The organism is Celeribacter baekdonensis (genome assembly GCF_003047105.1).
GTDB classification, from domain to species: domain Bacteria; phylum Pseudomonadota; class Alphaproteobacteria; order Rhodobacterales; family Rhodobacteraceae; genus Celeribacter; species Celeribacter baekdonensis_B.
In genome coordinates this window covers 285890-300041 of record NZ_CP028475.1, presented here as the reverse complement: position 1 = coordinate 300041, position 14152 = coordinate 285890, and the positions used below count along the sequence as shown (strand labels likewise).

The 14152-nt window shown below is 58.7% G+C and carries 15 protein-coding genes; 6 read left to right on the top strand and 9 right to left on the bottom strand.

Annotated elements, in window-relative coordinates; translation table 11 throughout:
* Window positions 1–6 precede the first annotated feature (6 nt).
* Window positions 7–1011 carry a nicotinate-nucleotide--dimethylbenzimidazole phosphoribosyltransferase gene (gene cobT / locus DA792_RS04860; RefSeq protein ID WP_107718595.1) on the bottom strand — a complete coding sequence of 335 codons (1005 nt, stop codon included), beginning with the start codon at window positions 1009–1011 and terminating at the stop codon, window positions 7–9.
* A gap of 124 nt (window positions 1012–1135) precedes the next feature.
* Here cobT and cobS point away from each other — a divergent pair, with 124 nt between their 5' ends.
* A complete protein-coding gene (cobS, locus tag DA792_RS04855; RefSeq protein ID WP_254679357.1) occupies window positions 1136–1900 on the top strand; it encodes an adenosylcobinamide-GDP ribazoletransferase in 765 nt (254 codons plus the stop codon).
* Between the two features lie 9 nt (window positions 1901–1909).
* Here cobS and DA792_RS04850 read toward each other — a convergent pair whose 3' ends face one another.
* The 6 genes from DA792_RS04850 to DA792_RS04825 form a co-directional block, all read right to left on the bottom strand.
* Window positions 1910–2245 (bottom strand): ribonuclease E inhibitor RraB, encoded by a 336-nt coding sequence (locus tag DA792_RS04850; protein ID WP_107718593.1) that lies wholly within the window; start codon window positions 2243–2245, stop codon window positions 1910–1912.
* A 99-nt stretch (window positions 2246–2344) separates the two neighbouring features.
* Window positions 2345–2860, bottom strand: coding sequence for a CarD family transcriptional regulator (locus DA792_RS04845; RefSeq protein WP_107718590.1), 516 nt, complete (start codon window positions 2858–2860; stop codon window positions 2345–2347).
* A 426-nt stretch (window positions 2861–3286) separates the two neighbouring features.
* Window positions 3287–3625, bottom strand: a complete 339-nt coding sequence (fdxA, locus tag DA792_RS04840; RefSeq protein WP_107718588.1) for a ferredoxin FdxA — start codon at window positions 3623–3625, stop codon at window positions 3287–3289.
* Between the two features lie 51 nt (window positions 3626–3676).
* On the bottom strand, window positions 3677–4072 hold the full coding sequence (locus tag DA792_RS04835; protein ID WP_107718586.1) for an RNA-binding S4 domain-containing protein: 396 nt from the start codon (window positions 4070–4072) through the stop codon (window positions 3677–3679).
* 26 nt (window positions 4073–4098) lie between these two features.
* Entirely contained in the window at window positions 4099–7107 is a 3009-nt protein-coding gene (locus tag DA792_RS04830; protein WP_107718584.1) for a helicase-related protein, read from the bottom strand.
* Window positions 7108–7157: 50 nt separating this feature from the next.
* Window positions 7158–7736, bottom strand: a complete 579-nt coding sequence (locus DA792_RS04825; RefSeq protein ID WP_107718582.1) for a tetratricopeptide repeat protein — start codon at window positions 7734–7736, stop codon at window positions 7158–7160.
* Between the two features lie 94 nt (window positions 7737–7830).
* On the opposite strand from DA792_RS04825, the gene DA792_RS04820 reads away from it, so the two are divergent.
* The 3 genes from DA792_RS04820 (at window position 7831) to DA792_RS04810 (ending at window position 10973) form a co-directional block, all read left to right on the top strand.
* A complete protein-coding gene (locus tag DA792_RS04820; RefSeq protein WP_107718580.1) occupies window positions 7831–8121 on the top strand; it encodes an SCP2 sterol-binding domain-containing protein in 291 nt (96 codons plus the stop codon).
* A gap of 5 nt (window positions 8122–8126) precedes the next feature.
* Window positions 8127–9077: an alpha/beta fold hydrolase gene (locus DA792_RS04815; RefSeq protein WP_107718577.1), complete on the top strand. Its 951-nt coding sequence runs from the start codon at window positions 8127–8129 to the stop codon at window positions 9075–9077.
* A gap of 63 nt (window positions 9078–9140) precedes the next feature.
* Window positions 9141–10973 carry a M3 family oligoendopeptidase gene (locus DA792_RS04810; protein WP_107718575.1) on the top strand — a complete coding sequence of 611 codons (1833 nt, stop codon included), beginning with the start codon at window positions 9141–9143 and terminating at the stop codon, window positions 10971–10973.
* Window positions 10974–11047: 74 nt separating this feature from the next.
* Here the strand turns inward: DA792_RS04810 and DA792_RS04805 are convergent, their stop codons facing one another.
* The gene (locus DA792_RS04805; protein ID WP_107718573.1) at window positions 11048–11365 is read right to left on the bottom strand and encodes a DUF4389 domain-containing protein; all 318 of its coding nucleotides are present in this window, start codon (window positions 11363–11365) and stop codon (window positions 11048–11050) included.
* Between the two features lie 173 nt (window positions 11366–11538).
* Between DA792_RS04805 and DA792_RS04800 the strand changes: the two genes are divergently transcribed.
* Both DA792_RS04800 and DA792_RS23220 read left to right on the top strand, forming a co-directional pair.
* Window positions 11539–12618 carry a dipeptidase gene (locus DA792_RS04800; protein WP_368074497.1) on the top strand — a complete coding sequence of 360 codons (1080 nt, stop codon included), beginning with the start codon at window positions 11539–11541 and terminating at the stop codon, window positions 12616–12618.
* Entirely contained in the window at window positions 12579–12716 is a 138-nt protein-coding gene (locus DA792_RS23220; RefSeq protein WP_368074496.1) for a hypothetical protein, read from the top strand. Before DA792_RS04800 ends, DA792_RS23220 begins: the two co-directional genes overlap by 40 nt.
* A 378-nt stretch (window positions 12717–13094) precedes the next feature.
* Here the strand turns inward: DA792_RS23220 and DA792_RS04795 are convergent, their stop codons facing one another.
* Window positions 13095–14066, bottom strand: coding sequence for a Gfo/Idh/MocA family protein (locus DA792_RS04795; protein ID WP_107718571.1), 972 nt, complete (start codon window positions 14064–14066; stop codon window positions 13095–13097).
* Window positions 14067–14152: the final 86 nt, after the last annotated feature.

Below are 14152 nucleotides of genomic sequence, written 5' to 3'. Positions count from 1 at the left end.
GATAGATCAGCCCGCTGACACGCCCGCCTCGGCAAAGGTCGCCATGCCGGACAGGCATTCGACGGCACCTTTGACCAGAGGAATGACCAAGCCCGCGCCCGAGCCTTCGCCAAGGCGCAGCCCCAGCGACACGAGAGGCTCTTTGCCAATCGCGTTGAGGACGGCGCCATGGGCCGCTTCGGCGGATTGATGTCCGGCGATGCAATGGTCCAAAGCCCCCGGCACGGCCTTTTCAAGGCAAGCGGCCGCCACACAGCAAATGAACCCGTCCAAAATCACCGGAATGCGCAAGACCCGCGCCCGCGCGATCGCGCCCGCCATCGCCGCCACTTCGCGCCCGCCTAAACTCGCAAGGATCGCGAGTGGGGCTTTGCCGCCATGCAGGGCCACCCCCGCGGCACAGACCTCTTCTTTGAGTTTCAACCCGGCGTCATCCACGCCGGTGCCGCGCCCGACCCAATCGGCCGCAGTGCCCCCAAACAAAGCATGGGCCATCGCCGCCGCCGAGGTGGTGTTGCCGATGCCCATTTCGCCAACGACCAACAGATCGGCATTTGGGTCAACCGCGTCCCAGCCGGTTTTGAGTGCGCGCGCGCAGTCCTCATCAGACATCGCCACGGTCTCGGTGAAATCTCCGGTTGGGCGGTCCAATTCAAGCGCATGCACCGACATCGACGCCCCCGCATTGCGCGCCAATTGATTGATCGCCGCTCCGCCCTGTTGGAAATTCGCGACCATTTGCACCGTTACCTCGACCGGAAAAGCCGATACGCCGCGTGCAGTAACACCATGATTTCCCGCAAAAATCACAACTTGTGGGGCTGCGATCCGGGGGCGCCCGTCGCCGCGCCACGCCGCATACCAGATACCGATCTCTTCCAGCCGACCCAGGCTTCCGGCGGGTTTGGTCAACTGCGCATTGCGCGCGGTCGCTGCGGCTTGCGCCTCTGTGTCTGGGCCGGGGGCCTGTTTCAGGATCTGTTCAAATTCTGCAAGATCGGAAAAAGCCATGTGCCGCGGTCCCTCATTGTTTGTCTGGGCATTGCCTGTGTCTGGGCATTGTATTCGTGTCGCTGGGGTTTTATCCCGGGATCAAGATCAAGGACAGGACCGATTTGCCGCAAAGGAGACGTCCATGACCCCCCAAAACACGTCACGGTTCACGCCGCGTATGGAGGACATCGCCACCAGCCTCGCGATCCTGACGCGCATTCCGGTCAAAGCCGGGTTCAGCCGCACGGCACAGGCGGCTTGGGCCTTTCCTGTGGCAGGGCTTGCTGTCGGGCTTGTGGCTGGTGCCGTGGCAACGATTGCGGGCTGGTTTGGTCTGGGCGCGGGATTGACCGCCGGGTTCACTATGGCGGCGGCGGTGACCGTCACCGGCGCAATGCACGAAGACGGGCTGGCCGATTGCGCCGATGGGTTTTGGGGCGGTTGGGAGCGCCTGCGCCGCCTTGAGATCATGCATGACAGCCGCATCGGCACCTACGGCGTTTTGGCGCTTGGTCTGGCCTTGCTGTTGCGGTTCTCGGCGCTCTCGGCCTTGGCGCATGAGGATGTGATCGTCACAGCGCTCATTGCCTCCGCCGTGCTGTCACGCGCCTCTATGCCCTATGTGATGCTGCTTTTACCCCATGCCCGTGCGGATGGGCTTTCGGTGCAAACCGGGCGTCCGCCGCGCGATGCGACAAGCCTTGGGGCTGTGGTGGCTTTGGCTCTGTCTTGGATTTTGGTCGGCTTTGTCCCGACCGTGATCGCAGCCTCGGCCGTCATGCTGATCAGCTTTGTCGCGGGTAAAATCGCACAGTCCAAAATCGGTGGGCAAACCGGCGATGTTTTGGGTGCAACCCAAGTTTTGTCCGAGATCGCGGCGCTGACGGTGTTTACGGCGCTGACCTAAATTGTTGACCTAACTTGTTGGCGGCAGCCCCATAAAGCCCCATCCATCTGGCGAAAATCCAAAGTTCAACGCCAAAAGCGTGACCTCTTTTTCGTGCAACCAAACGGTTTCCAAGCTCATGGAAAGCGGCTGCGTTGTCGCCGTGAGATAGCCCTCACTCTCGAACCTCTCGACCGTGTAGCCCGCCTGTGTCAACGCGTTTTCACAGGCTTGCCAATCGGCAGCGTCGCCATTTGGGACCAACGCGTAATCAATCTTGGCACGTCCGGGAATGCCGTATTCGAGATCAATCTTTTGAAATACCGCGACTGTGTCCGCCTGCAAACTTTGGAAATCAAAATCCATAGAACCTGCCTTTCAAAATACGCCACCATCCAACACCCCAAAAAAAACCGCCGCAAGGTTTCCCTTACGGCGGTCTTCCTATCGACATCACAGCGGTGATCAGGCGGCGGCAACGCGGCCGACGAGCACGTCAGAGATTTTCTTTTGCGCTTCGGCCTCTGGATCGCCAGACACAGCGGCGAATTCGCGGGTCAGGCGGTCAAGAGCGGCCTCATAAAGCTGACGCTCGGAGTAGCTTTGTTCGCGTTGATCGTCGGTGCGGTGCAGGTCGCGAACCACTTCGGCGATGGCGATCAGGTCGCCAGAGTTGATTTTTTGCTCATACTCCTGCGCCCGGCGGGACCACATGGCACGTTTGACCTTGGCCTTGCCTTTGAGCGTGCGCATGGCGTCGTTGACCACATCGGGCGAGCTGAGCGAGCGCATGCCCACTTCGGTCGCTTTGTTGGTCGGAACGCGCAGCGTCATCTTGTCCTTTTCAAAGGAGATGACGAAAAGTTCGAGGGACATGCCCGCGATTTCCTGTTCTTCGATCGACACGATCTGACCGACGCCATGGGCGGGGTAAACGACGAAATCACTGGGGCGGAAGTCTAATTTTCTGGTCTTGCTCATTTGCAGTCTTTTTCCTCGCAGGAACCTTTTGGGCACATCATCGGGCGCTCATCCTCGGCGCGGGTCTTGTTTGCCTCACCCAATCTGGCACACACAAAAGCCTGAGATCGGGGACCGTCCTGACCCGATCAGGGGCCTTTGGGTCTAAATTTGGCGCGAAAAACCCAATCCCCTGAAAAGCAAGCTTAGGGGGTTGAGGTTGATATGCCCTGATGTGGTTTGATCAATATAGCACAAAAATAGGGCCAAAGAAAGCGTAGCGCGCAGCCCGGGCCGGATATCCCCCCGGTTTTCAGGCCCTTCCCCCTTATTTTTAAGGGGGTGAGCCGGGGCAAGAGATGCAAATGGGCCCGAAACCGGACCCATTTCAAACGCGAATCACTTTCGGTCCCTCGCAAGGGCCGCAAAGCGAGGATGGCTTGTGACTTAGGAGCCTTCGCCCGGTGCCTCGGAGAAATATTTCTCCATTTTGCCGCTCTCACCGTCTTTCGCTTCGTAGTCCGGAAGCGGATCTTTTTTCGCCAAAATGACCGGCCAGGCTTCGGAGTATTTACGGTTGAACTCGACCCATTTTTCCATGTCCGGCTCCGTGTCCGGGCGGATCGCGTCGGCGGGGCATTCCGGTTCACAGACACCGCAGTCAATGCATTCGTCCGGGTGGATCACCAACATGTTTTCGCCCTCGTAGAAACAATCCACGGGGCATACCTCGACACAGTCGGTGTATTTGCAGGCGATACAGTTCTCGATAACGACGTAGGTCATGTCGGCACATCCAAATCTAAAGTCCCGACCCAATTAGCCGGATGGGCCGCATCATTCAAGCCAGTCAGGACGAGAAAGGAGGCCAGTGCGACGATCTTTCTTTGTCGGACGCCCTTTTCCCTCAAATTTCGGTGCGGGTGGAACATAATCCTTATCGCCGGGCGCATGGGCCACTGGCGGGCTGAGGTCTTGGTACAGCGCTTGGGCTTCGGGGGCAGGTCCGCGGCGGGTGCCACAGGCGATCAATTTGACGACGCGGATGTGATTTCCCTGCGCAAAGGTCAAAACGTCCCCTGCCCCAACGGTCGTGGAGGCTTTCGACACTTTGTTCGCGTTGACCCGCACATGGCCACCGGTGACGATCTTGGCGGCCAAGCTGCGGGTTTTGAAAAAGCGGGCATACCAAAGCCACTTATCGAGGCGAAGGCTGTCCCGCTTTTCCGTCATAGGCGCACCATAGGCATGGGGGCCTCTTACTTTTTGTCTTTCAAACCCATTAGCGCAGCGGCGAAGGGGTTATCCATGTCAATCGGCTTTTCTTTGCGCGGCGGACGTGCGGAGAAGCTTTGCGGCTTGTTGCCGTCTTTGCCTTTGCCACCATCACGGCCCCCATCGCGGCGGGGTTTGCCGCCTTTGCCGTCGGGTTTTCCATGTGGCTTGCCACCGGACTTTTTGCCCTGCGGACGCTCGCCGCCTTGGCGTTCGCCAGCCTGACGATCCCCGCCCTGACGTTGCCCGCGATTGCCGCCACGGTTTGCGCCGCGATTGCCTCCCCAGGTGAAGGTCACAAAGCTCTCCATCTCAGCGCCAGCCAAAGCCGCATCGGCGGCCTCACCTGTGGGCACTTCGGCCTCTGCGACGTCAGCGATCGGGTCAACCGGCGCACCCTCGGCAGGTGTTTCGTCGATCGGGGCAAGGCCCTCATCCACGATCGCCGCGGCCTCGGCAGAGGTGTCTGCGGGCGTTGTTGCCACGGCGGCCTCTTCGGTGTGGGCCCCGGGCGCAACCGCATCAGGCGTGCCTTTGTCAAACACCGGCGTGTCTGCCGCCTCTGTGCCAGTGGCCTCTGTCGGGATCACTTTATCAACGGCTTTGACCTTGGGGCGTTCGCCTTTTTCGGCCTTATACCCCAGACCCACCATGAGATCGGCGAATTGTTCCAATGTCATGCCGGTGATCGACAACATGTCGGGGTTGGCCTCAAAGCCGCCCCGGCTGTCTTGTCCACGCAGCAAATCAGCCAGGCGTTCCAACATGTCGATGCGGATCGCACGCGCCCCGGCCAACCGGTAGCCGGAGGTCACGTAATAGCCCTCGGGCGCATCCGCAACGGCGGGAATGGTCACCAGACCGGCGGGCGGGCTGTCAGGGAATTCATCGAATTTCGCGTTCAACGCCCAAAGCAAAAGCCGCAACCGGGTCGGTGCAGGTTTCAACAGCAAAGGCAGGAAGATCGTGAACTGACCAAAGCGCACACCATGTTTGCGCAGCGCGCCACGGGCGTCTTGATCCAGATCCTTGACCTCTGTTGCCACCTGATCACGCGGGATCACGCCATAGCTTTCGCCCAAACGGAAGGCAAAGCCACGTGCCAACCCGGTCAGGGTCTCGTCACGGGTCAGGTTCAACAGCGGTTCAAACAGGGTCGCGATTTTGCGGTCGATGAAATGCTGCAACCGGCGTTGGACCTTTTCAGCCACATCCGCACTTGCGCCCTCGGCAACAAACGCCACCGCGCGCGGTTTCAAAATGTCATCACCGGGGACCAGTTTGCCCACGGCATGTTCGCCCCACATCAGGCCACCTTGGTCGGTGAAATCCATCTCTGTGTCCGGCGCATTATAGAACCGGTCGGCACGCAGGCTAAATTCCGGTGCCAATGCGGCCAACGCGGCTTGTGCCAACGTCTTTGCCTCATCCGGCGTTGCGGATTTGTCCTGAATAAACTGGAACCCTTCAAGACGGCCGATGAACTCGCCCTCAACCGTCACTTCACCCTTGTCGTTCACGTCGGCCACAAGGCCCTCCTTCTGTTTGAGCCGCCGAAGGAGCACACTCGTCCGCCGGTCCACAAATCTCTGCGTCAGTGCGCCATGGAGCGCATCCGACAAACGGTCTTCTACAGCGCGAGTCTCGCCGCGCCAATGGCTTTCGTCATCAACCCAGTTTTCGCGTTGAGCAACATAGGTCCAAGTCCGAATATAGGCGAGTCTTTTGGATAAAGTGTCGATATTGCCCTGCGTGTGGTCAATGCGTTTGATCTGAGACGCCAGCCAATCGTCGGGAACCCGCCCATATTCGTGCAAAAATTCATAAATCCGCTCAAGCAACGTGGTGTGTTCGCCGTGGCTGATTCCTCGAAAATCGGGGATTCGGCACACGTCCCATAACAGCCGCACATCACGCCCTGTGCGCACACGCGGGCGCACCGATTTGAGATCGGACAGCGTTTTGAGCGACAAAAGATCGTCGGCATCGCGCGCCCGCACCAAGGCCGGATCGGTCGGCATTTTTTCGAGCGACTGAATGAGCGCCTCGACCGAGCCGAATTCAAGCCGGGAATTGCGCCAATTGAGCTTTTTCATCGGAGTGAATCGGTGCTCTTCGATCGCCTCGATCACCTCTTCGTCAAACGGCTCCGCCTCGCCCGTCACGCCAAATGTGCCATCGGTTTGATAGCGCCCGGCCCGGCCCGCGATCTGAGCCAACTCATTGGGGGCGAGATGGCGCATCCGGCGACCATCGAATTTAATGGTGGACGAAAATGCCACATGGGTGACGTCCAGATTCAACCCCATGCCAATCGCATCAGTGGCGACCAGATAATCGACGTCGCCGTTTTGATACATCTCGACCTGAGCATTGCGAGTGCGCGGGCTGAGCGCCCCCATCACCACGGCGGCCCCGCCTTTTTGACGACGCAACAGCTCGGCAATGGCATAGACATCATCAACCGAAAACCCGACGATGGCGGCGCGCGGGGGCATGCGGCTGATCTTTTTCGAGCCTGAATAGGTGAGACGAGAGAATCGGTCTCGATGCATGAACTGCGCCTTGGGCACCAGATTGGCAATCACCGAGCGCATCGAATCGCTGCCCATAAACAGCGTTTCATGTAGGCCCCGCGCGTTCAAAAGCCGGTCGGTGAACACGTGGCCGCGCTCGGGATCAGCACAAAGTTGAATTTCATCAATGGCCAGAAAATCCGCGCCCATCCCCGTCGGCATCGCCTCAACCGTACAGACCCAATATTGCGCCCGCGCTGGCACAATCCGCTCTTCGCCGGTCACCAGCGCCACCACGGACGGGCCGCGCCGTGCAACGATCTTGTCATAGACTTCCCGCGCCAAAAGCCGCAGCGGCAAACCTATCACGCCGGTGCGATAGGCCAACATGCGTTCGATCGCATAGTGGGTTTTGCCTGTGTTGGTCGGCCCGAGCACCGCAGTGATGCGCCCCCCCGTCCCCATCGCGCCGCTCATCGCTTTGGTCTTTCTGTTTGGCCCGATTTGGGCATCTGTGTCAGGGATGTTTAAAGCGCTGTTCCGCCAAGCACCAGTTCCAGAGCGGCAATGCGTGCATTGAGCCCCTCCATCTGCGGATGTATCTCGTGGATCTTATAAAGCACCTCCAACGCTGCCGCTTCGTCTCCAGTCTCTTCCAAAATCACCTCCAGCCCCGAAAGAGCGCCAAAATGGCGCGGCTCGCGGGTCAGCACCGTACCGATGTCTTGGAGCGCCGGACCATACAGCCCCGCCATGAAATAGGCGGTGGCGCGAGCGTTGTAGGCTTCGGTAAATTCGGGCGCGTGATCGACAAGCGCGGTCAAATGACCGATCGCACCGGAAAAATCGCCCGCCTGCGTCGCAGCTCTGCCCCGCTCTAACAACAAATCCATCGCATCAGAGCCGGAGCGCGACATTTCAAGCACGATGTCTTGTTCGATCCGCCCGGCCTCATAGGGATCGGCCTGTGACAATTGGTCAAACAAATCATTCAGGCGCAGCGCATCCGCCGCAAAAGCGGCCGAGCTGGTGCAAAAAACAACGATCCCGGCAAAAAACAGCCCGGACGCAACGGCACATTTGAGAAACTGTCGTAATGCTTTCATAACAGTTGGGATTGTAGCTTTCTGGCGCGCGTGGTCAAAGTCACAAATCCGCGTTCACAACAAAACGCGCCATAATATTTCGGAGGAAGACCAAATGAGCGACGTCATCACCAAAGCGGTAGATGCTCTGAACGAAAAAATGGGCGGCGGTTTCGACGCCGGCGTGGCGAAATTCGTCATCGAAGGCGAAGGCGCGATTGTCGTTGACGCCGAGGGCGCGCGCGCGTCCGATGATGCGGCCGACGTGACCCTGACCGCCAATCTCGAAACCTTTCAAGGTATGATCGAGGGCGACGTCAACCCGACCGCTGCGTTCATGCAGGGCAAATTGTCCGTCGATGGCGATATGGGTCTGGCAATGCAACTCGGCTCCGCGCTGTCGTAAATGCCATGACGGAACACGCCCCCTATTTCGCAGATATGGCCGAAGGGCCTGAGGGTGGGTCGGCCTATTGGCTGACCACATCGGATGGGGTGCGCATCCGCGCCGGGCTTTGGCCCTATCAGGGGGAGGGTGCGTGCAAAGGCACCGTGTTCATCCTGCCGGGCCGGACCGAATGCATTGAAAAATATGGGCGCGGTGCGGCGGATTTGGCCGCCCGCGGCTTTGCGTCCCTGGCGATTGATTGGCGCGGTCAGGGCATTGCTGATCGGCTTTTGGCGGATCGTAGCATTGGCCATGTTGGCACTTTCCCGGATTATCAAAAAGACCTTGATGCGGTGATGGCCTTGGCTGAGGCGCAGAACATGCCGAAACCGTGGTTCATCGTCGGACATTCGATGGGCGGCGCCATTGGTTTGCGCGCCTTGATGCAGGGAAAGCCCTTTTTGGCCGCAGGATTTTCCGCACCGATGTGGGGGATCGGCCTGACACCGATCCAAAAGGCCATGGTGCGCTTTCTCTCGCCGGTGATGCACGCGCTTGGCCTGCAAAACCGCCGGGCACCGGGCACAAAGGCCGAAACCTACATGCTCTGGCATCCGTTTGAGGACAATCTTTTGACCTCCGACGCTGAGATGTACCGTTATATGACCGATCAAATCATCGCCCAGCCCGATCTGGGCCTTGGTGGCCCCTCGACCCATTGGGTGACCGAAGCGATTGCCGAAAACGATTGGGCAAGCGCGCAACATTTGCCGGATGTGCCGGTGCTGTGTTTCTTGGGCACGGATGAGAAAATCGTCAACACCACAGCGGTCAAAGACCTGGCTGCGCGCTGGCCGTCTTGCGCGTTGGTGCCAGTGTCGCATGGTCGCCACGAGATCCCGATGGAAAACCCAGCCGCGCGGGCGCTGTTTTATGACCGTCTGGCCGCAGTTTTTGCCGCTCAAAGCGCCTGATCCTTTGCATCAGGGCGCAGGAATGCCTATCTCTGTCTCAAAGATATAAAACGGAGAGATGCAATGCGGTTCACGCAGCCCCAATTCGCCCAAAATATGGTTTTCGACGCCAATGCCACCGGAGGTGACGCGGCGTTTGGCGACCTGCCGGAATGGGACCTGACCGATCTCTACCCTGCCCCCGATGCCCCCGAGGTCAAACGCGATCTCGATTGGATTGAAGAGGCCTGCCTGTCCTTTGCGCGCGACTACGAGGGCAAATTGGCCGATCTTGACGGCGCGGGCATGTATGATTGCATCCTGCGCAATGAGCGGATTTCGCAGGTCGCGGGACGTTTGGGATCGTTCGCCGGGCTTTTGTATTACCAAAACACCGTCGACAGCACCCGTGCGACGTTCTTTTCCGACATCCAGGACAAGTTGACGACCTACACTGCCCCGATGGTGTTTTTCTCGCTCGAAGTGAACCGCATCCCCGACGAGACGATTGAGGCGATGTTGGCGCATGAGGGCCTGTCGCGCTATCGCCCGATCTTTGAACGGATGCGCAAAATGCGCCCGCACCAGCTTTCTGATGAGTTGGAGCGCTATGAGCACGATATGTCGATTGTCGGAGCCTCTGCGTGGAACAAACTGTTTGACGAAACCATCGCCGATCTGAAATTTACGGTCGACGGCAAAGAGCTTGGGCTTGAGGCCACATCGACCCTGATGATGGATCAAAACCGCGACACACGCGAGGCGGCCGCCCGCGAAATGGCCCGCGTTTTGGGTCAAAACATCAAGATTTTCTCTCGCGTTCACAATACCCTGTCTAAAATGGGTGAGGTCGAGGACCGCTGGCGCGGAATGCCAACCCCGCAAACCGGACGGCACCTGTCCAATGATGTTGAACCTGAAGTCGTGCAAGCGCTGCGGGACGCGGTGGTCGCCGCCTATCCGAAACTGTCGCACCGCTATTACGAGTTGAAGCGCGGTTGGTTGGGCTATGACAAATTGCAGGTCTGGGACCGCAACGCGCCGCTGCCAATGGAAGAAACCCGTGTCGTCGATTGGGACAGCGCACGCGCCATGGTGATGGACGCCTATGCCGGGTTTGATCCCAAAATGGCCGAAATCGCCCAACCGTTTTTCGAGCGCGGCTGGATTGATGCGGGCGTAAAACCGGGCAAGGCACCGGGGGCGTTTGCCCATCCGACCGTCACCGATGCGCATCCCTATGTGATGCTGAATTACCTTGGAAAACAACGCGATGTCATGACATTGGCGCATGAATTGGGTCACGGCGTGCACCAAGTTCTGGCCGCCGAACAAGGCGAGCTTTTGGCCGATACCCCGCTGACTCTGGCGGAAACCGCCTCGGTCTTTGGCGAAATGTTGACCTTCCAAAAACTCTTGGCCGACACCACCAACCCGGCACAGCGCAAAGTGCTTTTGGCCGGAAAAGTCGAGGATATGATCAACACGGTCGTGCGCCAAATCGCCTTTTACGATTTCGAATGCAAGCTGCATGAGGCCCGCAAAGGCGGTGAATTGACCCCGGAGGCCATCGGCCACCTCTGGATGTCGGTTCAGGGCGAATCCTTGGGCCCGGCGTTTGATTTCATGGACGGGTACGACACCTTCTGGGCCTATGTGCCGCATTTCGTCCACTCGCCGTTCTACGTCTACGCCTATGCCTTCGGCGACGGTTTGGTCAACGCGCTCTACGCCGCCTATCAAGAGGCCCCAGAGGGCTTTCAGGACAAGTATTTCGACATGCTCAAAGCGGGCGGATCGAAGCACCATTCCGAATTGTTGAAACCCTTCGGGCTTGACGCCTCTGACCCAAAATTCTGGGACAAGGGTCTGTCGATGATCTCAGGGTTCATTGATGAATTGGAAGCGATGGAGTAACCGCCGCCGCTCCACGATAAAGCCCCCGGCCAGATGGCGCGGGGGCTTTTATGTGTGATGTCAGGATGTTTTCGTCAATCCAACTCGGACCAAGGCCAAGGTTTTTCCTCAGAATCCGCCGTGATGTAGCGCGTCGCCTTGGCAAACCAAATGCCGACATCGGTGCCAAATCCGGCGATGCGCGCGTTTGGTTTTTTGCCCGTGGTCAAAAGCACAATCGCCTGAAGCACCGCCAAAAACCCGATGATGGTCGAGGCAAAGCTCATCATCATCCAGATCAGCACCGAAAACAGAATGCGCGCGCCGATGTTTTCTTGGACCTCTTCGAGCCGCTTGGGCTTTGACGAGGACATGTTGGGCATGACGTGATCAAATTCATGCGGGTCGGCCATGGGTGATTCCTTTATGTTTCGCTGCACAGTTTACAGGGTTTAACCGAAGACAAAAATCGCTTCGCACCTCGACCGAACAAACAGGCACAAAAGCGGTGCGCAAACTGACGCGAGGTTTCACTTGGTCTTGGCCCCTGCCCAGTCCTAGGCTCGCGCAAATGGGAGGATTTCAAATGATCAAATGGATTGGACGCGGGATTGGGCTTTTGCTGGTCGTGGCCGCGATTGTGTTTTTCGGGATCTTGCCCGGCATCGTTGAAAAGGGTCAAAACCCGGTGGTGGCCCATGCCCCCTATCCGATTTCGCCCGAGGCGCAGGCGCTGCATGACAGGCTGATCATCGGCGATTTGCACGCCGACAGTCTGATGTGGAACCGCAATCTATTGAAGCGTGGCGATCGCGGTCAGGTTGATGTGCCGCGCCTGCGTGAGGGCAATGTCGCGGTGCAGGTGCTCACCACGGTGACCAAAAGCCCCGCGGGACAGAATTATGACCACAATTCAACGGATGCGCGCGACAACATCACCTTGTTGGCGATGGCCGAAATGTGGCCGATCAAAAGCTGGTTTAATCTGACCGAGCGCGGGCTTTATATGGCCGATCGACTGAACAGCTACGCCGAAAAAGCCCCCGATCAGGTTCATATGATCCTGACCAAAGGGGATTTGGACGCTGTTTTGGAGGCCCATGCCGGTGGATCAAAGGTGGTCGGCACCCTGCTTGGCTCCGAGGGCGGGCATGTGCTTGAGGGCGAGATTGAAAATCTGGATCGGATCTATGACGCCGGGTTTCGCCTGATGGGTCTGACGCATTTCTTTGACAACGCGCTGGGGGGCTCGCTGCATGGCGAGGGCAACGCCGGGCTGACCCCGTTTGGCCGCGAGGTGGTGTCGCAAATGATGGACAAGCATATGATCCTTGATCTCGCCCATGCCTCGCCGCAGATGGCGCAGGATGTTTTGGCAATGGTCGCGGATCGAAATATCCCCGTGATTGTGTCGCATTCCGGCATCCACTCCCATTGCGCGGTCAAACGCAATTTCGAGGATGATCTGATGCGCGCGATTGCGACCACCGGCGGGGTGATTGGCATTGGCTATTGGGAGGATGTGACCTGTGACGCCACGCCCCAAGGCATTGCGCGCGCGATCAAGGCCGGGATTGGTGCGGTGGGGTTGATCACATCGCGTTGGGATCGGATTTTGATGGTGCGGTGGAGACCCAATTTGACGTCTCCGAATTGGCAGCGGTGACGCAGGCGCTGATGGACGAGGGCTTGAGTGATGCAGACATCGCGGCGGTTATGGGCGGCAATATGATGCGCGTGCTGGGGCAGGTTTTGCCGCAATAAGCCCGCATCATTAAGCCCGCGCCATTTTGAAAACACCAAACAAACAAATACGGGCGCCCGACTGGGCACCCGTCGCATATACACTCCGACATCCTCCTGTTCACACAAAGGCGGCCCACGCGGATGTCTGTCCTTTCAGCGAGGGGGACATACGGCCCTCAATCTCGCTTTCATCCGGGACACTGCGGCCTAAACCGGCGGCATCCCACGCGGGTCATCCCCTGAAGATCGCAGCCCGGCGTCCCTCCAGACCCCTTGGGCCGCCTCCCTTTTCAGGCGGATTGTCTGTGTTGTCTTGGCCAGAACCTCGGGACAGTCTCATGTCACCCTCCTTTCCTTGCCTTTCCAACATCTTAAGGATAGCCCGAGTCGCCTCGCTTAGCCTTGATCCGCGTCAAATACCGCATCAATCATCGCCTGTGTGCCGCGTGCATTTTCCAAACTCCACGGGTAGTCTGCCCCATCGCGCGCAGAACGCACAAAGTTCTCAACCTGAACAACATACTGCCGCACGGTCGGGAAGGTCTCGATCCGGGTGACGCCATTGGTGGCGCGGATCTGTAGCTCCGCACTGCCATAGGTCCCGGCATTAAAAGGCGTTTTGACGGTGATCACGCCTGTGCGACCATGAAACCGCACCTCTTGGAACGGCGACATCCGCATCGAGACATAGGCGCTATAGTCAAAACCCGCAAAGCGCGCGGTGAAGGCCGAGCTCACATCGACACCGTTCTCATAGGTGATGGTGGTGGAGGTGATCGCCTCGGGGTCCTGTCCCGTGGCATAGCGGACCGATCCGATCGCGTAGACGCCAATGTCGCCCATCGCGCCGCCGCCTGTGCCGGGTTTGTTGCGGATGTTGTCGAGGTCCGGGTTGTCAAAGGAAAACGCCACATCAACGCGGATCAAATCGCCGATTTCGCCCCCCGCCAACATCTCTTTCACCCGCGCCCATTGCGGGTGATGCACGATCATAAAAGCCTCCGCCGCCAGCAACCCGGTTTCATCACGTTTGGCGATCAACGCGTCAATCTCGGCAGCTTTCATCGCAATCGGCTTTTCACAGAGCACATGTTTGCCCGCTGCGAGCGCCTTGAGGCTCCACGCCACATGCAGGTGGTTGGGCAGAGGGATATAGACCGCGTCGATCTCGTCCGAGGCGAGCATGGCGTCATAATCGGTGAAGACCTTAAGCCGCGGACAAAACGCCTGAAACGGGGCGGCTTTGTCCAGGGACGAGGTTGCGAGCGCGGTGAATTCCGCGCCCTCCGCCTCGTGAATCGCCCGCGCCATATGGTCGAGGGCAAACTTCGCCCCACCCAAAACGCCAAACCGGATTGGATTGCTCATGTCTTTCTCCCTCTCAAGCCCTTGTTAGCGCCATCATGACGCAAACCGTCGCAAAGAAAAAGGGGCAGCCTTGGCCACCCCTTTCC

Bases quoted from the DNA above. Each gene is read 5' to 3' on its own strand.
- cobT (WP_107718595.1), bottom strand. From the start codon at position 1,011: ATGGCTTTTTCCGATCTTGCAGAATTTGAACAGATCCTGAAACAGGCC.
- cobS (WP_254679357.1), top strand. From the start codon at position 1,136: ATGACCCCCCAAAACACGTCACGGTTCACGCCGCGTATGGAGGACATC.
- DA792_RS04850 (WP_107718593.1), bottom strand. From the start codon at position 2,245: ATGGATTTTGATTTCCAAAGTTTGCAGGCGGACACAGTCGCGGTATTT.
- DA792_RS04845 (WP_107718590.1), bottom strand. From the start codon at position 2,860: ATGAGCAAGACCAGAAAATTAGACTTCCGCCCCAGTGATTTCGTCGTT.
- fdxA (WP_107718588.1), bottom strand. From the start codon at position 3,625: ATGACCTACGTCGTTATCGAGAACTGTATCGCCTGCAAATACACCGAC.
- DA792_RS04835 (WP_107718586.1), bottom strand. From the start codon at position 4,072: ATGACGGAAAAGCGGGACAGCCTTCGCCTCGATAAGTGGCTTTGGTAT.
- DA792_RS04830 (WP_107718584.1), bottom strand. From the start codon at position 7,107: ATGAGCGGCGCGATGGGGACGGGGGGGCGCATCACTGCGGTGCTCGGG.
- DA792_RS04825 (WP_107718582.1), bottom strand. From the start codon at position 7,736: ATGAAAGCATTACGACAGTTTCTCAAATGTGCCGTTGCGTCCGGGCTG.
- DA792_RS04820 (WP_107718580.1), top strand. From the start codon at position 7,831: ATGAGCGACGTCATCACCAAAGCGGTAGATGCTCTGAACGAAAAAATG.
- DA792_RS04815 (WP_107718577.1), top strand. From the start codon at position 8,127: ATGACGGAACACGCCCCCTATTTCGCAGATATGGCCGAAGGGCCTGAG.
- DA792_RS04810 (WP_107718575.1), top strand. From the start codon at position 9,141: ATGCGGTTCACGCAGCCCCAATTCGCCCAAAATATGGTTTTCGACGCC.
- DA792_RS04805 (WP_107718573.1), bottom strand. From the start codon at position 11,365: ATGGCCGACCCGCATGAATTTGATCACGTCATGCCCAACATGTCCTCG.
- DA792_RS04800 (WP_368074497.1), top strand. From the start codon at position 11,539: ATGATCAAATGGATTGGACGCGGGATTGGGCTTTTGCTGGTCGTGGCC.
- DA792_RS04795 (WP_107718571.1), bottom strand. From the start codon at position 14,066: ATGAGCAATCCAATCCGGTTTGGCGTTTTGGGTGGGGCGAAGTTTGCC.